Source organism: Thermaerobacter litoralis, from assembly GCF_054654595.1.
Genome location: NZ_BAAIES010000009.1, coordinates 523,234 through 542,869, shown reverse-complemented (window position 1 = coordinate 542,869; position 19,636 = coordinate 523,234). Strand labels below are relative to the sequence as shown.

The window sequence follows — 19,636 nt, the reverse complement described above, 5'->3', positions numbered from 1 at the left end:
GTTGTGGCCAGCCTGGCCATGTGGACGGTGGCGAATCGCAAAAGTCCCCGCCAATAACGCTTCATCACACGATATCACCGTCAATCTCGCTCGCGCTCTGCGGAAGCACTGCCGGGTAGCTCCAGGGCCGGGGCGGCACGAAGGGACGGCCGCCCATCACCCCCCAGCCCGCCGCAGCATGTATGGGTTGGGGAGGGAGGCACCGTGTTCGTCCATCTCGGCAGTCTTGCCCAGATTGCAGGTGCGGATTGGGTGCGGCGGGGGCTGGAGCTGGTTCCACCCGCCGACGCCAGGATCCTGGCGCGGCGGTGGGGCCTGGACGGGGGGACGCCCCGGTCCATTGCCGAACTGGCCCGGGAAGAAGGGGTGCCCCCCATCGCCATGGTGAGGCGGCTGCAGGAAGCGGAGCGGCGCCTTCTCCGGGCCATGGCGGCAGCCCGGCCGGCGGCGGCGCCGGGCAGCGGTCAAGGTTCTTCGCCCGGGGTGGAGACGCCCGGAGCCTCCCCGGGTTCGCGGGCCACGGCACGGCCCCCCGCCCCGGCAGCCCGCGGCGCGGCGGGGACCGGCCCGGGACCGGGCGGCCGCCCGGGACCCGGACAGCCGGGACCCGGGCAGCCGGGTCCTCAGCCCCGCCGGAAGGCCGCCACGGGATCGGCGACCGGCACCGCGTCGGCCAGGAACGCCTCGCCGTAACGCACGCCGATGCGCAGGCCGTAGTGCCGGGCACGGACGGTGGCCGCCTCGAGGTAGTCCTCGACCCCGAAGTACTTGTGGTCGATGGGGGCCGTGGGCTCGACGAACTGGCTGGCGAAGGCCCGCATGGCCTGCAGCTTCCCCTCGAAGGTGTCCGTGATATCGACGACGAAGCTGGGTTCGACCCACTCGTTGACGGGGAAGAAGAGCAGGGCGTCCACCAGGTGGTACGGCTCGCCCAGATCCAGGTTGCGCAGGGCCGCCTGGAACACGGCCCGCCGCACCAGGGCCCACGCCCCCCGGTGGTCGGGGTGGCGGTCGTCGCCATGGTGGGTGAAGACCAGCCGCGGCCGGCAGCGGCGGATCAGGGCGGCCAGCTTGCGGCCCAGGGCGGGGGAGTCTTCCACCCGGTTGTCGCCCAGGTGGAGATTGAGGCGGAAACGGGCGCCGTACACCCGGGCGGCGGCCGCCGCCTCCTGGGCCCGCCGTTCCGGGGTGCCCTTGCTGCCCAGCTCCCCCCGGGTCAGGTCGATCAGGCCGATGCGGTAGCCGAGCCGGTGCAGCTTGACCAGGGTGCCGCCCATGCCGATCTCGGCGTCGTCGGGATGGGCGCCGATGACCAGCACGTCCACCGGCTCGGGCTCGGCGCCCGGGGCTGGCGCCGGGGCCCGGGACTCGGCCTGGGGCCCGGCCCGGCCGGCCGGTGCCACCTCCGTTCCCGGAGCCCCGGTGCCGGGCGTGCCCTGGGACCCCTCTTCCGCGGCTGCGCTGCCCGCCGGTACGTCTTGTGCGTCTTGTGTACTGTGGGAACCTTGTCGAGGCGGGAAATCCACCACAGCCTTCTCCTCCCGTTCCGATGTCTACTGTACTGAATCCCCCGGCCCGGTGCCCTTCCCGGGTGCTTCCCGGGCGCTCCTTCTGGCTGGCTCTTCCAGGGCGAGTCGTTCCAGGGCGGCCAGCGCGGCCCAGGCGACGAACCCGGCGCAGGTGGCAAAGGCAGGGCCGGTGCGGACCTGTCCCGTCGCCGCGTCCACGGTCTCGCAGGCGAACCCGCTGTCCATGGGCGCCCGGGCCAGCCATCTCAGGTACTCCCGCCGCCCGGCCAGCAAGCCCGCGGCCACGCTGAGCAGCCAGGGATGGCGGGCGTGGGGGCAGGTGGGCGTCGCAAAGGGCCCGGGCGGCGGCCCAAAGGGATTGTGCTGCGAGTAGATCCACCGCACCGTGTTGGCGAGCACCGCCGCCACGTCCAGCGGGTCGTCCGGCCGGCGGCGGGCGAAGCCGTAGGGGCCTAGAAGCTCCAGCGTGCCCGGCGGCTCGTCGTACAGCACGGCGCCCGCGCCGCCGGGTCCGGCCACGGCCCAGGCAAACTGGGGGCCCCACTGTCCGGGCACCACGCAGTGGGCCAGCACGGCCCGGCGGGTATGGGCGGCCCGCCCGGCCAGCCAGGCGGGATCCGGGCTGCCGCCCGGATGGCGGGTGGTCCGGGTGCCCGCGGGTCCGGTGCCGGCGGGTGGGGCCACTCCGGGCCGAGAGGAAGCCAGGGCGCTGAAGGCAGAACCGGCGGTGGAGGCGGGCGGGATGTTCGGGGCGGCACCGGCGCCCGGGGTGTGGTCAGCCGCCGAGGCGCGACCGGCGCTGCCGGCGGCGAGGGTGGGGCGCCAGGGCACCTCTGGCCCCACGGCCACCGGGAGTACGGCCACCGCGGAGGCATCCCCATGGCCTGGTGCGGCGGGCCGGTCCCGGCGGGCCTGGGTCCGGGCCGATGCCCGGGCCAGGTCCTCCAGCGCCTGGGCGTAGAGGGCGTTGTCGTAGGTCACGAAGGGCGCCTGGGCCGGGTCGTCCGACGGCAGCAGGAAGGTGGCGACGAGCCCCGTGGCCTCATCCCGCCGGGCCTCGGCCGCGGCCAGGACGGCGGCCAGCCCGGCGGCGACGGCCGGTTCGTCGAGGATGGACGCGTCGCCCGTGGCCTCCAGGTACCGGGCCAGGGTCAGGGGCCAGGCCGCAGCCTGGTCCAGCTCCCAGCCCGGATAGAGGACCGTGCCGTCCAGGTACTGGCTGTGCTCGCCCGGGTAGCGGGTGTAACGGGCGAAACCGGCCACCAGGATCTCCCGGGCCAGGTCCGCGTCGGTAGATAGCAGGGCGGGAAAGGCCCAGAGCAGGCTGTCCCGTGTCCAGTGGGCGCCGCTCACGTAGTAGCGCGGGCTGCGCGAGGTGAGCAGGACCCAGTCGTCCCCGTCCAGGGTCCGGCCGTGGGCGTAGAACAAGCTGAACCAGAGGTTGCGCCGGAGGCGGTCTTCCAGGGCGCGGGCTTCCGGCGGGCTGAGCAGGCCCAGGGCGACGGCCCGGTCCAGGCCGGCCCGGCGCAAGGCGGCCCGGCGCCAGGGGGGCAGGGCGGGTTCGGGCGCCGGTGCCACCCGCTGGCGGTCCCCGTGAGGTTCGACCGGGTCCTGCTCGCCTGCCGCCTGCGGCCGGTTCCTGTCCCGCTGGGGCCGAAAGGGATCCCGGGCGGCCAGCCACTGCAGGGTGGCGTCCAGCAGCCGCTGCCATCCCACCCGGGCCAGGTGCACCGCCGTGGTGGCGGCGCCGTCGGCTTCGGGCGCCACCCCGCCGTACACGATGAGCTCCCCGGTGCCGGGGGGTGACCAGAACGCCCAGCCATCCCCACCCGTCTCCCGCTCGGGGGGATCGCCTGCGGCCGAGCGCAGGGCCAGGGCTGCAACGGGCACCGTGCCGGGAGCCTCCCAGGCCAGAGCCCTGGTCCAGCGGTAGGGGAAGGGCCCGGCATCACCGGCCAGGGGCCGCCGGTGGTAGACCGTGCGGTACACGGTCCCCGGACGAACCAGCAGTCCCAGCCGCACCCCCGCGGGCAGCGGGAGCCGGCCGCCGGAACCCGCCGCCGGGACGAGGCGCAGGGCGACGGCAAAGCCCCGCTGGCCGGCCGGGGCCAGCCAGGTGACCTCAAGGCTCAAGTCCGGCAGGCCGGGAAGCTCGATCTGCCACTGGGGCACCCACCCTCCCAGATAGTGCAGCTCGGGGCTGGCCGGGGACGGGAGTTGCTGGGGGGCACCCCCGATGGTCTCGGGGCTTTCGGAACCAGGAAGGCGACCGGCAGGGCGGTCGCCGGCCGCCGCGGCCGCAGGCACCCTTGGGCCGGACGTGACCGGGCCGTCGCCGGCTCCCGCCGCGGTCGCCCTTGCGGCGGTGGTGGCGGGGCGGTCGCAGGCCCCCACCGCCGCAGGCGCCCCCGAAGCGGTCGTCGCCGGGCCGGCGGTGGCCGTCCGGCCACCTTCCGGCGCCGGCGGCCACAGGCGCCGGCCGTCCTGCTCGACCACGGGGATGAGCAGGGGACCGGGCGCCTCACCGGTCCCTGGACCCTCCGCCGGGCCGTGGCCGTCCCCGTGCCCGGGCTGCCGCCCCACCGAGGCTCCGGTGAACTCGATCAGGGCCCGGGCGACGCCGCTCAGCACGCCCACGGACCGCGCCGCCGCGGTGGCCGGGTCGAGGTCCGGCAGGGACACCCAGAAGTTCCCCGTCACCGCCACGGGCTCCACCGCTGCCAGCTCTTCCGGCACGGTGAGGATGGGGGAGCCGGGCAAGAGCGGCTCGCTGGCACCGTCCCATGGCCGCTTCTCCGTACCCGGCCGCGATCGCCCTGCGGGCTGTGGTCGTCCTGTGCCTTGCAATGGCGGCCCTCCCCCGCCCCTGCCCCGGTCATGTCCCGGCGGCCACGGGGCTCCTGGCGCTCAGTGACGCAATGGCGGGACGGAACCCGCCCGGCAGCCTTTCGCCGGGGGCCGGCGGGGATCCTCCGCCGGGACCCGGTGGGGATCCTCCGGCCGGGGCCCTGTGGGGTGCCTCCGGTCCGCACCCGCTTGACCCCGGGAGTCACCCCTTGGTCCCACTAACCTTGATCCCACTCAAGGTATGTCCCTCCGCGAACTCCCGCTGCAACAGGAAGAAGAGCACCAGGGACAGCACGAGGGACGGGAGCACCACCAGGGTGGCCGCCGCCATCTGGTCGAATCCAGGCGGTGGAAGGCCAGGTCATAGATGAGGAGCACGAGCAGGCGCTGCTTCCGGCGGCCGCCGCTATATCATCCGTGGGACCCGGAGCCCTTTGCGCGGCCGCGCCCAGGAACCCCTTGCCGCCCCGCCGAAACCTCCGGAAAGGCGCACCAGTCCGCGAGAGGGGGGATGGATGGTGGTCAAGCTGGTGGCCCTATATCAGCATCCCGACGACCCGGAGGCTTTCGACCGGCACTACCGGGAGGTGCACCTGCCCCTGGCCCAGCGTATGCCGGGCCTGCGCCGCGTCGAGATCGCCCGGGTGACCGGCTCGCCGGGGGGCTCGTCGCCCTACTACCTGATGGCCGAAATGTATTTCGACGACGCCGCCAGCCTGCAGGCGGCGCTGCAATCGGCCGAGGGGCGGGCGGCCGGCAAGGATCTCATGGGCTTTGCCGGGAAGATCGTCAGCCTTCATATCGCCGAGGTGATCCAGCAAGACTAAACGGGTGTGCCGGCGGGGCGGGTATGTGGTGGGGTGAGTCTGCAGGCCGCGTGGGCCACCCGGGCGGGCGTGCCGACACGGCGCCGGGGCTCGGCGGGTGGCAGGGCTGGTCCGGCCAGGCGGCGGCCGGCGGGTCTCGCTGCCGAGGGCTGGGCTGGCACGGCGGTGCGGGAGGGCTGGCGCTGCCGAGGGCTGGGCAGGCAAAGCGGTGCCGGAGAGCTGGCGCTGCCAAGAAGGAGGGGCACCGGCCTGGAGGTGGGCATGCGGCTTGATCCGGGCGTGGGAGTGGTCGGAGCGGGGCCTGGTGGAAGGCAGGGTGCCCGGCGACGGGCAGGCTCCAGGCCAGGGACCGGGAGGCGCGGAAGCTTCCGGGGCCCCGGGCCGCGACCCTGAGGGCGGAGCGGCTCGCGTCGAGGCACCAGGCGACGGCCGCGCCGAGCCTGCAACACGTGGCACTGCTGGCCGTGCCGGCGGCCACCGGGTGGTGGTCTGGCTCGATGTGCGGGACCCCACCCCGGCCGACTGGGACCTGCTGCGCCGGCGTCGCGCCCTGGCTCCCTTCCTCTGGAGCCGGCTGGAGTCGGGCACGGCACCCTACGGGGTCGAAGCCGCCGGTGGGACCCTGGTCTTTCAGATCCTGCTGCCGGCCGGCCGTCCCTGCCTGGTCATCCTGGCCCCCGGCGAAGTGACCACCGTCTGCGACGGGGGCGGCGACCCGTGGGAGCGGCTGCGGGAGCGGCTGGCCACCGGCCCGCCCTCCGTGCCCCGTACGGCGCCGTGGCTCCTCTACTTCTTGCTGGAAGACGTCCTGCACAGCTACGGCGACCATGTCCAGCGCCTGGAAGACCGCCTGGAGCCGGTGGAGGCCCACTTCCTCAGGGACGAACCCGGCCCCGGGGGCGCGCCTGCCGGCCAGGGCGACGCGGCCCGCACCGGGAACACGGTTCCGGGCGCAGGTGCCCCGGGCCGGGCAGGCCCTGCATCCGGCGAAACCGCACCCGCCCCGGGCGGCCCCGGCGGCGGCCGAACCGGCAGGGCCCCAACCAGCCCCGCCGCCGGTCAAACCGGCGAGGCCCCGGCGGGTGCCGCCTCTGACCGGACCCGACAGCCGCCGGCGGGCGAGCCCCGCTGGAGGCGGGTGCGGGGACCGCGGCCCGCGGCGGTCAATGGATCCAGGCGCCCCGCCCCCGGGCGGTGGCGGGATGCCGGCGGCGTGTCGTTCCTCAGCACCTTGCACCGGCGGGCCGGCCAGCTGCACCGGCGGCTGAACAGCCTGAGCGAGGTGCTCGACCGGCTTCTGGAGAGCAGCTACAACGGCTACGAAGGCCGGGGCGAGGGGCTGGGCGACCGCCAGCTGCGTCCCTACCTGCGCGCCCTGCGGGACCACGCGGGGCGGCTGAGCGGCCGGCTCGAGAACGCCCGGGAGCTGGTCGTCACCCTGATGAACCTGCGGCTCGCCCTGGCGGCCGAGCGCACCAACCGCCTCATCCTGAGGCTCACGGTGCTCTCGACCATCTTCCTGCCCCTGACCTTCCTCACGGGCATCTACGGCATGAACTTCAAGTACATGCCCGAGCTGGACCTGCCCTGGGCGTATCCGGCCCTGCTGGCCTTCATGCTGGCTCTGGGCGTGGGCCTGTGGTGGTTCTTCAAGCGGGAGTACGAGTGGTGACGGGAGGGGACGAGTGGTGACGGGGGCAGGGGCTGAAGCGCGGGTGCGGTGAGCGCGGCTCAAAAGGCGGGCGCCCGCGGCCCAGGTCAGGCCGCGGGCGCCGGGCTTGCCTCCCGCCTTCCGGGACGTTCCTCCTCAGGCGCCGGCTGCCGCCTGGGCGGCCGGTTCGTCCCAGATGGGGGTGCCGTGGCTGCGGGCGTACTCGCGGAAATCGGCCATCAGCTGGCGGGTGATGGGACCCGGCCGGCCGTCCCCCAGCCTGCGGCCGTCGACCTCGATCACCGGGCAGACCTCGGCGGCGGTACCGGTGATGAAGCATTCCTCCGCCACGTACACGTCGTGCCGGGTGAAGACGGCCTCCTCCACGGGGATGCCCCGCCGCCGGGCCAGCTCCATCACCGTGTCCCGGGTGATCCCCTGCAGGATGCCCAGGTGGGGCGGCGGCGTCAGGAGCCGCCCATGGCGGACGATGAAGATGTTGTCGCCCGTGCATTCGGCCACGTAGCCTTCCTCGTTCAGCATGATGACTTCGGCGAAACCGGCCAGGTTGGCTTCCAGCCGGGCCAGGATGTTATTCAGGTAGTTGAGGGACTTGACCCGCGGGTTCAGGGCGGCCGGCGAGGTGCGGCGGGTGGCGACGGTCATCACCCGCATGCCCTGCTCGTAAAGCTCGGCGGGGTATAGGGCCAGCCGGTCGGCGATGATGACCACCGTGGCCCGGGGGCACTTGCGCGGGTCGATGCCCAGGTCCCCCGGGCCCCGGGAGACCACCACCCGGATGTAGGCTTCCGCCAGATCGTTGCGACGGCAGGTTTCCACCACGGCGGCGGCCATCTCCTCGGGAGGGATGGGGATCTCCAGCAGGATGGCCCGGGCCGATTCATAAAGCCGCTGGATGTGTTCGTCCAGTTTGAAGACCCGGCCGTTGTATGCCCGGATGCCCTCGAACACCCCGTCGCCGTAGAGAAAGCCGTGGTCGAAAACGGACACGGTCGCCTCCTCCTTGGGGACGAAGCGACCGTTCACGTACACCAGCATACCGTTCGGACCCCCTCCGTACCGCGGGCGCCTCGAATATGTTAACGTCGAAAATACCATCTGGCTGTGACGGGGTCAAGAAAGAACTGGCCGATTTGTGACGAACTTCACATAGGCACGGGTCTCAGGATGCAGCCGGTACGGGTGCCGCACGACCGTGTACCGGGTGCGGGGTGGATGCACTGTGACGGCCGAATGGACCTTCCTCGACCACACCTTCCGCATCGGCGAGGAGACCCTGCCCTACGTGCGGCAGGGGCTGAACGAGGAAACGGCCCAGAAGATCTGCGAGATCATCCGCGACATCGCCGAGGTCGACGCCGTGGCCATCACGGACCGGCAGACCATCCTGGGCTACGCCGGCCTGGGCTGCCCCTTCATGGTGCGGCACCAGCCCATCCTCACCCGGGCCACGCGCAACGTGCTGGCGACGGGCCGGCTGCGGCTGGTGGCCTCCAAGGCGGATTTCGAATGTCCCATCGCCGGTTGCCCCTGCCCCCTGCAGGCGGCGGTCATCGCACCCCTCAAGGTCCGGGACCAGGTGGTGGGGACGCTGAAGCTGTATCGCACCCACCGCAACGACATCCCCGGCATGGTCCACCGCCTGGGGGCGGGGATCGCCCAGCTGCTCAGCCTGCAGATGGAGCTGGCCGAGGCCGAGCGGCTGCGGGAACTGGCAGCCCGGGCGCGGCTCGAGGCCCTGCAGGCCCAGATCCGCCCGCACTTCCTGTTCAACACCCTGAACACGGTCCTGATGTTCAGCCGCACCGACCCCGACCGGGCCCGCGACCTGCTGGTGAAGCTGGCGGTGTTCCTCCGCCGGGCCCTGACGGTACGGGACGAGTTCATCCGCCTGGAAGACGAGATGGAGTACGTGCAGATGTACCTGGAGATCGAGCAGGCGCGGTTCGGCGACAACCTGCGCTTCCGCGTGCGGATCGACCCCCGGGCCTTCGGTTGCCTGGTGCCGGTGCTGACCATCCAGCCCCTGGTGGAGAACGCGGTGGTCCACGGGCTGGCACCCCGGGAAGGCGGCGGGCGCCTGACGGTGGCGGCCCGGGTGCGCGGCGGCCACTTGCACGTGGTGGTGGCCGATTCAGGGGTCGGCATCCCCCCGGAACTGCGCCAGGAGATCTTCCGGCCCGGGGTCGGCAAGGGCATGGGGCTGGGTCTTTCCAACGTCAACCAGCGGCTGGTGGGCTTGTACGGGGAGGCGTACGGGCTCAAGGTGCGAAGCCGCCCGGGGCGGGGAACCCTGGTGCGCCTGGTGGTCCCCTTGCGGCGCCAGGCCGGGCAGCCGGCCAGGGAGGAACCGGCGCGATAAGGAGGAACCGGCGCCATGACGGTGCCTGCCGAGCGACAGCCAGAATTGGAACGGCCGGACGAACAGGAACGGGCGGGACGGCAGCGGCCGGAACGGGAAGGGCCTGACGGGCTTGAGCGGCCGCAGGGGTACGAGCGCCGGCCCCGATCCGAGCGGCAGCCGGAAGGGCGGCCCGAAGAAGACCGGGGTGCGGACGCAGCCGCAGGACCGCTGCCCGCGACCGGGACCGGGAGGGGTCCGTCGCCCGCGGGGGAGCCGGGCCGCGGCGGGGCCGCGTTCGACCCGAACGGCGACCCCGAATGGGAGTGGGATCTGGACGGCCCGCCGCCAGGGGACCGGCCCATCCGGGCCCTGATCGTCGACGACGAGTACCCCGCCCGGGCGGAGCTGCGCTACCGGCTGAGCCGGGAACCGGGGGTCGAGATCACCGGCGAGGCGGCCACTGCCCGGGAAGCCCTGCGGCTGATCGGCGCCCTGGACTACGATGTGGTCTTCCTGGATATCGCCATGCCGGGAATTTCCGGTCTGGAACTGGCCGAGCGGCTCAAACAGCAGCCCGGCGCTCCGTACGTGATCTTCACCACGGCCTACGACGAGTACGCCGTCAAGGCCTTCGAGGCCCGGGCCCTGGATTACCTCCTCAAGCCCTACAGCGACGACCGGCTGCGGGAGGCCTTGAGCCGGGTCCGGGAGCGGCTGGCCTTGCGGGGGGGTGCAGGGCCGGCGAGAACTCCGGCGACGCCCGTAGCGGGTCCGGTGGGGACGACCCCGGCAGGTGTGGGCCCTGCAAGCCAGGTCGTGCCGGATGCCCAGGCCACTCCCGTGGCGGGTCCGGGCGCCACCGCCACAGGAGCGGGAGCACAAGCGGGTTCGCGGGCGCCAGGTGGGGTGGTGGCGCAGGCGGGGCGGTCAGGACCGGCGGCGGCTGACCAGGCGGCGGCACCGGGCGCCGCGGAGGGAGCGGGGGGCGGGCCGGCCGCGACGGGCGGCGGCCGCGGGCGGCCCCGGCCGCGCTGGGTGATGGGGGTCCGGGACGAGGCCGCGGTGCCCATCCCCGTAGAAGAAGTGGTCTACGCCGAAGCGGAGAACGACCAGGTCTTCGTGTACACGGCGACCCACCGCCTCCCGACCCGTTACACCTTGCGGGAGCTGGAAGACCTGCTCCCCCCGGACCGGTTCTTCCGCTGCCACCGGGGCTACATCGTCAACCTGCGCAAGGTGCGGGAGATCAGCCCGTTCTTCAACGGGACCTACAACCTGACCGTGGTCCACGCCGGCCAGCCGGTGACGATTCCGGTGGCTCGCAGCCGCGTGCCCGAGCTGAAGCGGCACTTCTGGCCCGAGCAGGCCAGTTGATGGCGGGACCGTGGTGTTGAAAACGGCGCTCACAGGCGGCCAGGTTCGGCTAGGCTTTGGGAGACGGTCACGGGTATCATGGGGTTAGGCACCTACCCATCCGGTGCGGACGCACTTGGCGTTCCGGCACACCCAACGCCCGGCCGGAACATCATCGCCGAACCATCACCAAGCATCAAGTTCAAGAACCATGACGCCACAATCCATGCAGGGAAGGCGGGAGCCACCATCGACCCTGTATTTGTCATCGCCGCGACCAACGCCACCCTCAACGCCATCAGCGCCGTGGTGATCGCCCGGGCGTACCGGCGGATCCGTGCGGGTGACGTGGCGGGGCATCGCCGGGGCATGCTGCTGGCGGCCGGGTTGCAGGCGGTGTTCCTCATCCTGTACCTGACCAAGAGCGTCCTCTACGGGACGACGCCGTTCGAAGGCCAGGCTGCCATTCGGCTGATCTACCTGGTGATCCTGGGCGCCCACAGCCTGGCGGCCAGCGTGACGGCCCCCCTGGTGCTGGTGGCGCTGGTCCTGGGTCTGCGCGGCCGCTACGACCGCCACCGCCGGGTGGCCCGCTGGGCCTATCCCATCTGGTTCTTCACGTCGGTCACGGGGCCGTTGACCTTCCTCTTGCTCTACGGATTCGGCCGGCCCGGCTATGGGGTCCAGGCCCTGGCCGCTCTGGTGCAGGGACTGCCGGGGGCTGTGGCCGCCATCGGCACCACCTGGGGCCCCTTCGCAGGGGCCGGAGGGATCTGGACGGACCCTGGGCTTTTCCTGACCCAGGTCCTTGCAGGGATGGGTCCGACTCTGGCCGCTCTTGTACGGATGGTGACCTGGGCGTGACAGGGGCGGCGGGGCGGACCTTGGCGGCGGCGGGTGGCGGTCCGGGTCCAACGCGGGTACCGGCGATCGAGGTGGAGCACCTGTCCCGGCGTTTCGGCGCCATTGAAGCCGTCCGCGACGTCAGCTTCCGTGTCGAGCAAGGGGAGATCTTCGGCCTGCTGGGCCCCAACGGAGCCGGCAAGACGACCACCATCAAGGTGCTGCTTTCATTGCTCAAACCATCCAGCGGCCGGGTCCGGATTCTCGGGATCGACGTGGCGGAGCAACCCGCGCGGGCCAGGCGCTATGTCGGGTGGGTTCCTCAGGAAACGGCCGTGGATCCCCTGTTGACCGGCCGGGAGAACTTGCTGCTGGTGGCCGGCATGTACCATCTTCCCCCTGCCGATGCAGCCCGGCGGGCGGAGGAGCTCTTGCAGCTGGTCGACCTGTCCGACGCCGCGGACCGGGTCGTCCGAGACTACTCCGGCGGGATGCGGAAGCGGCTCGACCTGGCCATGGGGCTGGTACACCGGCCTGCCGTGCTGGTTCTGGACGAACCCACCCTGGGCCTCGACATCCAGACCCGGCGGCGGCTGTGGCAGTACATCCGCACGTTCCGGGACCGGGGAACCACCATTCTGCTCACCACCCACTACCTGGAGGAAGCAGACTGGCTCTGTGACCGGGTGGCCATCATCGACGGGGGCCGGTGCCTTGCCCTGGATGCCCCGGCGCGGCTCAAGGCCCGCTATGGCAGCGAGTATCTGGAGTTGCGGGTGGCGGCAGGCCAACCGGCCGAACAGGTGCGGCAGCTGGCCCGGCAGCTCGAGGTCCTGGAACCGGTCATGGAGGTGGAGGTGGACTGGCCCGGTTCCAGCTCCGGGCTTGCCGTTCGCATCGGATTGCGGGTGCGGGATTCCCTTGCCGCCCTGGAACCGGTCCTGGCCACCTGCCGGGCGGCGGGGATCGCTCTTGGGGGGGTGGCGGCTCGGCCGGCCACCCTGGACGACGTGTTCCTCCACTTGACCGGGCGAGCCTTGCGGGATGGGGAGACGGCAGGCTAGGTTACCCTGGCAAGGGCTGGGTGTGAGCTGGCGGGGACTAGGTCGGAACTCGCGGAAGCTGGGTCTAAGCTGCCGAAGGTCGGATCCAATCCAAGCGGGACGGTACGGCGAGCGCTGCTGGAGGGGGCGGAGGATGGGCGAATTCTGGCTGGAAAACCGTGTGATGCTCCAGCGGTGGTGGTTCCGCTTGCGCCGGGAGCCCTTGACGTGGTTGTCGACGTTGAGCCAGCCGGTGCTCTGGCTGTTGCTTTTCGGTCACCTGCTGGCCCGCATGGCGGCGGGCGATGTGCCGGGGCACAACTACCTGGCCTTCATGAGCGCCGGGGCCATGGTGATGACGGTGTTCAACGGGGCCATAAACGGTGGGGTTGAGCTCCTTTTCGACCGGGAGACCGGGTTTCTGCAGCGCCTTCTGGCCGCGCCCATCCAGCGGCTGTCCATCGTCACCAGCCGGTTCGTCTACATCATGGCGGTGACCGCCGTACAGAACTTGCTTATCATCCTGACAGCCTACGGGCTAGGGGTTCGATTTGCCACCGGCCTGGGCGGGATCGTGGCGGCCCTTGGCATCGGTGCCCTTTATGGGGCGGGGGTCGCCACCTTGTCGATTGCCCTCGCCTTCGCCGTTCGCCGGCATCCCGAGTTCTTTACCATCACGGCGTTCCTGAGCCTGCCCCTGCTCTTTTTGAGTACCGCTCTGGCCCCCCTCGACCTCATGCCGGGATGGATGCAGGTCCTGGCCCGGTCCAATCCCATGACCTACGCCATCGAGGCCACCCGCGCGCTGGTCCTCAACGGCTGGGATACGCAGCTGGTTTTCTCTATGGTGGGAATCCTCCTGGCCTTCGATGCGGTGGCACTGGCCGTTGCGGCGCGGGTGTTACGGCGTGGCCTAGCGTAATAGCGTAATCTGGCGTAAGTAGAGCAGGGCGGCTTGGTGTTATGCCGGTGATTTTGGGTGTGGCGCCTGGTGCTGCGCCGTGGTCAACCTTGGACATGGTTTGTTTTTTGGTCCCCGTGGGCGATTGGACGAGTTGTCGCGGAGTAGGACGAATTCACCTTCCTCAAGAAGAGATAACGTTCCTCTTTGGAGCCTGTTTCACTGATCCTGACGAGATCAGAACTGGGGGAACGTACCGGGTCGATTCGGCTATGTCCCGTGGGCTGACGGCCAGGACGGGGTAGGCCGGCGGCCCGGTCGTTACCCTATCTACGCCAACCCCGCCGCCATCCAACCCAAGGGCGAGGATGAGGACGCCTCCGTGACCCTTCGCCAGAGCTTCAGCAAGTTATGGGTCAGGCAGAGCAGCTTCCACTCGCTGTCACACGCCGCCAGACCCCGACGCAGGAACCGGTCGGCCCCTCGCACGGCCTTGATCTGCCCGAACACCGGCTCCACGGTCTGGCTGCGCTTGGCGTAGATCGCCTGCCCTCGCCGGGTCCGCAGCTTACGTTCCATCCGCTCCCGCAGGCTCAGCCCTTTGGGGATCCGGCCCCGCGGAGGGGGTGCATCCTTCCAGGCTTGGCGCTGCTTCCACTCCTTGCTCGTCGCCAGGAACAGTTCCGGCCCATCCGCCGGTGCCTGCTTCACGTTCGCCTCGCTCCAGTACCCCGCGTCGGCGACGACGGCCCGGATGGGCTTGTCCACGCCCGCGGCCCGCAGGTTGGCTTGCGCCTGCTGGAGCATCGGGTGGAGTTGGCCCACGTCGTTGGCGTCCTGCGTCACCGCCGCGGCCACGATGAGCTGGTCTTCGGTCACCACCGCCTGGGCGTTGTACCCTTGCACAAAGCCCTGCCGGGTCTTCATGATCCGGCTGTCCGGGTCCGTGACGTTCGCCTTCGCCGCCGGATCCACCGAGGGATCCGGCGCCTTCGGCTTGCGCCCCCGCCGCTTCTTGCCGGTCGCCTGCTCCTGCGCCTTCCGCTCCTCGATGCGGGCCTGCTGCCGGGCGGCTTCCCGGGCCGCCTCGTCCTCCAGCCGCCGCTTGCATGCCTTCAGCCGCTCCAGCCGGCTCGCACGGTGGCGCAGCTCCTCCGGCAACTCGTCCCCACGACGCCCGGAGCCGTACCGCTCATCTTCTTCCCGGTCCGTGGCCTCCGCCTCCCGGAGCATCTTCTCCACTTCCTGGCGAATCGCATCGTAGGTGCGGTTGGCCGCCAGCGAGGCGTTGGCCTTGACTTTCGTCCCGTCCAGCGCCACCACGCCGACCTTCCCCAGCCCCGCCTCACGGCACAGCCGCAGCACCTGGGTGAACAGCGCGGCCAGCTCCCGTGCATGGCGCTGGCGGAAGCGGGCGATGGTCACGTGATCCGGCTTCTGGTTGGCGGTGATCACCCGGAAGGCCACGTCCTCGAGGCACAACCGCTCGATCCGCCGGCTCGACCGTTCGCCGACGCAGTAGGCGTACAGCAGGAGCGTCACCATCAGGGTTGGGTCGTAACTCTCTCCGCCCCAACCGTCGGCGCGGTACTTCTCGTAAAAGGCCCGCAGGTCCATCTGCTCGACGGCGTCGATCAGAAACCAGGCCAGATGATCCTCAGGCAGCCAGTCGCGAAGGCTCGGTGGGAGCAGGTACAGTTGGTCGCGGTTCACCGGGCGGAAGTTGTAGGCCATAGGAACACCTCAGGCGATGGCGAATTCCAACCGATGCCTTCACTTAACCTCCCGTGGCTGCAATCCTGCGGAAATACCTGGGTTCGTGAAACAGGCTCTTTGGCAACCTCCAAAACCAACCGGGTCATTCCAGGCACCCTACTCGGGTTTGAGACAAAAGAGGCCGTCGAGGAAGCCGGTTACGAGGTGGCCTGACGCGGAAAGGCGGGGCAGGGCCCGGCACTCCGGCCGGGTGCTGCCCCTTCATCGATGCCTCTAACGGGCACGAAGGCCGTTGGCGACGGCCAGCAGCTCACTCACCTCGTGAGCGGCAACGGCCAGCGAGACGCCAAGCCAGCCTGTCAGCGCGCCCGGGATCAAGATCGCCAGAACGGCTAGCGAGAAGATGATGTTTTGGCGGCTGATGGCGCGGGCCCGGCGCCCCAGGCGAACAGCGTAAGCCACTTTTCTCAGATCGTCGGCCATCAGGGCGACGTCAGCCGCCTCAATAGCGGCGTCGGTTCCCGCGGTGCCCATGGCCATCCCGACCGTGGCAGCGGCAAGGGCCGGCGCGTCGTTGATGCCGTCGCCGACCATGATCACACCGCCATACTCTTCAGCCAGCGCCCGCACGATCCTGGCCTTGTCCTCCGGCTTCAGTTCCGCCCGGACATCGTCGATGCCAAGTTCCCGGGCGATGGCGTTCGCCGTCCGCTGATTGTCGCCGGTTAGCATGATGAAGTGCTCGATACCCGCTTCGCGCAATGCCTGTAGAGCGTCTTTTGCCTCGGGCCGGATCTCATCGCGGATGGCCAGCAGCCCCTTCACTTCCTCATCGGTGCCCACGAAGACGACCGTATGCCCGCTGTCCCGCAGCTCGTCGATCTTGTCCGACAGCTCCGCGGGGACCCGGGCTCCCAGCTGTTGAAAGAGAGCGGGGCTCCCAACATAGAGGCTCACCTCGCCGACCACCGCCCTGGCCCCGGCTCCGGGTAGAGCCTGAAAGTCCCCGGCCTCGGGTACCTCGATCCCTTCATTCTGGGCCTTGGCCATGACGGCTCGGGCCAGGGGGTGCTCGGAGAAACGCTCAATCGCGGCCGCTCGCGCCAGCACTTCCCGCTCCGTCCATCCGGGCGCTGCGACAATGGTAGTCACCACGGGCTCTCCGCGCGTCAGCGTTCCGGTCTTGTCGAGGGCCACTGCGCGGACCGTGCCGAGGTTCTCAAGATGGATGCCCCCCTTGATGAGCACGCCGTTCTTGCCAGCTGTACCGATGGCGGAAGCCATGGCCACGGGCGTCGACATGACAAGGGCGCAAGGTGCCGCTGCTACCAGGAGGACCACAGCGCGGGTGGCCCAGGTCGACCAGTCGAGACCGATCAGGGGCGGGAGCACGACCAAGGCCACGGCTGCAAGCAGGACAACAGGGCTGTAACGCCTACCAAACCGCTCGATGAAGCGCTGAGCCCGCCCTTTTTCTGATTGAGCCTGTTCGACCAGGCGGATGATCTTGGACAGGGTATTGTCCTCGAAAGTAGCCGTGGCCTCCAGAACAAGGGCGCCCTCACCGTTCACTGTGCCGGCAAAGACCCGGTCGCCTGGGCCCTTTGCCACAGGCACCGACTCGCCTGTGACCGCAGCTTCGTTAATGCTCGACCGCCCTTCACGAATGATGGCGTCGGTGGCGATGGATTCGCCCGGCCGCACGAGGAACCGATCGCCCGGTTTCAGGGAGCTCGCCGGCACCATGCGCTCCCGGCCGTTCTCGAGGAGCCGCGCCTCCTTGGGGGCCAAATCGAGCAACGCCTTGATGGCGGAGCGGGTGCGAGCGAAGGTGTACTCCTCCAGGCCTTCTGCCAGCCCGTAGAGAAAGACAAGGAAGGTGGCCTCAAACCACTGGCCGAGAAGGACGGCTCCCAACGTGGCGAAGGCCATGAGAGCTTCGATGCCTACTTCCCGCTCTTCAATGAACTCTTCCCAACCCTCGCGTACCCAGAAGTAGCCCCCGAGGGCAATGGCAACGACGTACAAGGGGATCTGGACCGCGGGGCCAAGGCCTAGCTTCCCGGCTAACCAGCCCAAGCCCAACACGATGCCTCCGAGGCCAGCATTACGGATGGGGGGGAAGCGGTACCAGGGACCTTCGAAGCCTTCTTCCTCTTCAGCGTCCTCATCTTCTCGGCTCGAGGAATGGCGTTCCGCCTCTTCGGCGACGGCGCGCGTGGTAAGGCTCTTTTCGTCCATGACAATTCCTCCTTCGCACTACTTCCGAACACGGACGTTGGGGGCCAGGTGCTTCTTCTGAATCCCCGCGCGGCAGCGGCCGCCGACGCGCAAGGTCATCCGTTGCTCGAAGTTTTTCTGGTCTTCACGGAATAAGTCGGCAGGGAGCCGCCTGACGACCTCTGCCAGCTCCTTCACGACCGGGTCCGTGAGATCGAGGGAATAGTAGACCCACCGGCCGTCTCGTCGTGCCCGCAGTAGCCTGGCGTTGCGGAGCTCTTTCAAGTGCCGTGACACGTGGTATTGGGGTACCTCAAGGGAGTCGACGAGTTCGCAGACACACACCTCCTCATCATTCGCGGCCATGAGCCGGACGATCCGGAGGCGCGTAGGATCCGACAGTGCCTTGAAAACATCCGTGATTCGCGAGAGTTCCGTCACGGGTCAACCCCCTGCTTCCCGCCCGTTCTGGTTCTCCAGTACTACCGGCGCATGGCCGGGCCCCGCCGCTTTAAGAAGTATATATGTGCATATGCGCATATTTCAAGGCGGGGGCGCAGTCCTTTCACGCTTTCCTTTCCCATGCACCTTGGTGAGTAGTCGGCGCCCGTGAGGAACCGTCTGCCCGCGGACCATTCCTTCCGGGACATCGACCGGGCCGTCGATTTTGCGTTCGTCGAAGAAGAGACGGCCGATCTGTACAGCGCCGATCAAGGCCGGCCTTGTGACCGCTAATCGAAAAGTTACCTGTATCAGTTTCGGTAGGGGGTGCCCCTACTCCCGGCCAAGAGACGTCTTAGCCGGAGGGTTGGCGGGACCAAAGTGATCGGGCTTTGGCCCAGTAAGTGGGATTGCTGACCTCCGGGAGTGGCGAGACGACCTGGTTGGGGAAATAGGGTGCCCCCCCTTCCATTTGGGGCCGACCCGCATGAACCACAGGTGTCGGCATGATCGGAGTGCAAGCCCCCAGCGGGCAGCAGGACAAGCTCGGCCGCCAGGGTAAGGTTCTTCCCAGATTCGTAGGCGGCCGCTTGGCGGGGCACAGGCAGGAGGGACGGCCGACGGTGGTGTGGGCTTCGAGCTCGTAAAGTTGTCTGGTCGGCCCCCTCCTGCGAACCGCCTACATGGGCGCGGCTTGGGCCGACAGCCCGGATAGGTGAGTGCGCTGCGATCTCCGTCTCCGCCCCAAGAGCCCGGGAGAGGGGGAGCAACGCCGTGCCACGGTATTTCGGGCTCGACCTCCATAAACGGTACGTCCACGGCTGCGAATGGCAGGTGGACGTGCAAAAGGGAAGGCATTTCCGGTTCCCCAATACCGATGCAGGGTGGGCGACCTTCGTTGAGCAGCTGCGTGCGGATGACGAGATCGCCCTCGAGGTCACCGGAAACGCCTTCAACGTGCACGACTTGCTTTCGGCGTACGCCGGCAAGGTCCTGCTGGCCAATCCCCTGGAGCTGAAGCGCTTGGGTGCCGGTCGGCACACGGATCGCGTGGAGGCCGAACGGCTGGCCAAGATGCTGGCCCTGGGGATGGTGCCGGCCGTGTGGGTGCCACCGCGGGAGGTCCGCGACGTCCGGTGCCTTTTGCAATACCGGGACCGGTTGGTCCGGAACCGGCGGCGGTACCTGACCCAGGCCAAGTCCGTGTTCCAGCGACACGGGCTGCCCATCCCGCGGAAGGTGGACCCCCGGCAGTGGCTGGACCGAGAAGCCCTGACCCCGTTGCCGCAAGCCGAACGCGTCATCCTCCTCAGCACGCTCCGGCAGCTGGAGGCCGTGGACGCCGACCTTCAGGCCGTGGAAGCAGAGATCGCGCGACAGGTGGCCGACCAGCCGGCCGTTCAGTTGCTGACGATCACCGGGGTGGGCCTCATCACCGCGGCCACCATCTGGGCGTACCTGGGGGACCCGAGCCGCTTCCGAACCGCCAAGCAGGTGACGCGGTACGCCGGGCTGGATGCATCCGTGCATCAATCCGGCGAGCAGGACCACCGGGGTCGGATCAGCCGGAATGGATGCAAACTTTTGCGCACCACCCTCGTTGAGGCCGCTCTCGCGGTGGCGCGTCACGACCAGGGCCCCTTGGGGGCGTTCTTCCACCGGAAACAGCGGCAAATCGGACATCACAAGGCCGTCGTGGCCTTGGCCCGCAAGCTCCTCATCGTCGCCTGGCGTATGCTCCTTACGGGCCAGCCCTACCGGGCGGCCAAGCCGTTGCTCGTGCAGCGGAAGCAACGCCGCCTGCTGAATGTAGCGCAGGCTGCTGTTGATTGGGATGCGGTGACCAAGGCCCTTTGGCCTGAGGACATCAAGACCCACCGTCGGCGAAAAGTCGCTTGAT

General features: G+C 69.8%; 16 protein-coding genes. 9 read left to right on the top strand and 7 right to left on the bottom strand.

Translation table 11 applies throughout. The features are described from left to right. Positions 1-623 precede the first annotated feature (623 nt). The 3 genes from bshB1 to ACYQ02_RS09365 form a co-directional block, all read right to left on the bottom strand. Entirely contained in the window at positions 624-1,403 is a 780-nt protein-coding gene (gene bshB1, locus ACYQ02_RS09375) for a bacillithiol biosynthesis deacetylase BshB1 (RefSeq protein ID WP_460040170.1), read from the bottom strand. Between the two features lie 150 nt (positions 1,404-1,553). Beyond that, the gene (locus ACYQ02_RS09370; RefSeq protein WP_460040169.1) at positions 1,554-4,376 is read right to left on the bottom strand and encodes a hypothetical protein; all 2,823 of its coding nucleotides are present in this window, start codon (positions 4,374-4,376) and stop codon (positions 1,554-1,556) included. 202 nt (positions 4,377-4,578) lie between these two features. Further along, positions 4,579-4,707, bottom strand: coding sequence for a hypothetical protein (locus tag ACYQ02_RS09365; protein ID WP_460040168.1), 129 nt, complete (start codon positions 4,705-4,707; stop codon positions 4,579-4,581). Positions 4,708-4,891: 184 nt separating this feature from the next. On the opposite strand from ACYQ02_RS09365, the gene ACYQ02_RS09360 reads away from it, so the two are divergent. Together ACYQ02_RS09360 and ACYQ02_RS09355 are read left to right on the top strand one after the other, a co-directional pair. After that, entirely contained in the window at positions 4,892-5,203 is a 312-nt protein-coding gene (locus ACYQ02_RS09360) for an EthD family reductase (protein WP_006902987.1), read from the top strand. Positions 5,204-5,471: 268 nt separating this feature from the next. After that, positions 5,472-6,875 (top strand): magnesium transporter CorA family protein, encoded by a 1,404-nt coding sequence (locus ACYQ02_RS09355; protein ID WP_460040167.1) that lies wholly within the window; start codon positions 5,472-5,474, stop codon positions 6,873-6,875. 135 nt (positions 6,876-7,010) lie between these two features. Here the strand turns inward: ACYQ02_RS09355 and ilvE are convergent, their stop codons facing one another. After that, complete coding sequence (ilvE, locus tag ACYQ02_RS09350; protein ID WP_006902989.1) at positions 7,011-7,913, bottom strand: branched-chain-amino-acid transaminase; 903 nt, start codon at positions 7,911-7,913, stop codon at positions 7,011-7,013. 184 nt (positions 7,914-8,097) lie between these two features. On the opposite strand from ilvE, the gene ACYQ02_RS09345 reads away from it, so the two are divergent. The 5 genes from ACYQ02_RS09345 (at position 8,098) to ACYQ02_RS09325 (ending at position 13,380) form a co-directional block, all read left to right on the top strand. After that, the gene (locus tag ACYQ02_RS09345) at positions 8,098-9,237 is read left to right on the top strand and encodes a histidine kinase (protein WP_460040166.1); all 1,140 of its coding nucleotides are present in this window, start codon (positions 8,098-8,100) and stop codon (positions 9,235-9,237) included. A 15-nt stretch (positions 9,238-9,252) separates the two neighbouring features. Beyond that, positions 9,253-10,593, top strand: coding sequence for a LytR/AlgR family response regulator transcription factor (locus tag ACYQ02_RS09340; protein WP_460040165.1), 1,341 nt, complete (start codon positions 9,253-9,255; stop codon positions 10,591-10,593). Between the two features lie 78 nt (positions 10,594-10,671). Next, the gene (locus ACYQ02_RS09335; protein ID WP_006902992.1) at positions 10,672-11,436 is read left to right on the top strand and encodes a DUF420 domain-containing protein; all 765 of its coding nucleotides are present in this window, start codon (positions 10,672-10,674) and stop codon (positions 11,434-11,436) included. Positions 11,437-11,456: 20 nt separating this feature from the next. Then, entirely contained in the window at positions 11,457-12,479 is a 1,023-nt protein-coding gene (locus tag ACYQ02_RS09330; protein WP_460040164.1) for an ABC transporter ATP-binding protein, read from the top strand. Positions 12,480-12,612: 133 nt separating this feature from the next. Beyond that, positions 12,613-13,380, top strand: coding sequence for an ABC transporter permease (locus ACYQ02_RS09325; protein WP_006902994.1), 768 nt, complete (start codon positions 12,613-12,615; stop codon positions 13,378-13,380). A gap of 309 nt (positions 13,381-13,689) precedes the next feature. On the opposite strand, the gene ACYQ02_RS09320 is transcribed toward ACYQ02_RS09325, so the two are convergent. From ACYQ02_RS09320 to ACYQ02_RS09310, 3 genes are all read right to left on the bottom strand, one after another. Then, positions 13,690-15,093, bottom strand: a complete 1,404-nt coding sequence (locus ACYQ02_RS09320; RefSeq protein ID WP_460040054.1) for an IS1182 family transposase — start codon at positions 15,091-15,093, stop codon at positions 13,690-13,692. A 255-nt stretch (positions 15,094-15,348) separates the two neighbouring features. Continuing rightward, positions 15,349-17,316 (bottom strand): heavy metal translocating P-type ATPase, encoded by a 1,968-nt coding sequence (locus ACYQ02_RS09315; RefSeq protein ID WP_460040163.1) that lies wholly within the window; start codon positions 17,314-17,316, stop codon positions 15,349-15,351. An 18-nt stretch (positions 17,317-17,334) separates the two neighbouring features. After that, positions 17,335-17,736, bottom strand: coding sequence for an ArsR/SmtB family transcription factor (locus ACYQ02_RS09310; RefSeq protein ID WP_135224308.1), 402 nt, complete (start codon positions 17,734-17,736; stop codon positions 17,335-17,337). A 168-nt stretch (positions 17,737-17,904) separates the two neighbouring features. Here ACYQ02_RS09310 and ACYQ02_RS12290 point away from each other — a divergent pair, with 168 nt between their 5' ends. Both ACYQ02_RS12290 and ACYQ02_RS09305 read left to right on the top strand, forming a co-directional pair. After that, complete coding sequence (locus ACYQ02_RS12290) at positions 17,905-18,030, top strand: transposase (protein ID WP_487248085.1); 126 nt, start codon at positions 17,905-17,907, stop codon at positions 18,028-18,030. Between the two features lie 480 nt (positions 18,031-18,510). After that, complete coding sequence (locus ACYQ02_RS09305) at positions 18,511-19,635, top strand: IS110 family RNA-guided transposase (protein ID WP_460040162.1); 1,125 nt, start codon at positions 18,511-18,513, stop codon at positions 19,633-19,635. Position 19,636 lies beyond the last annotated feature (1 nt).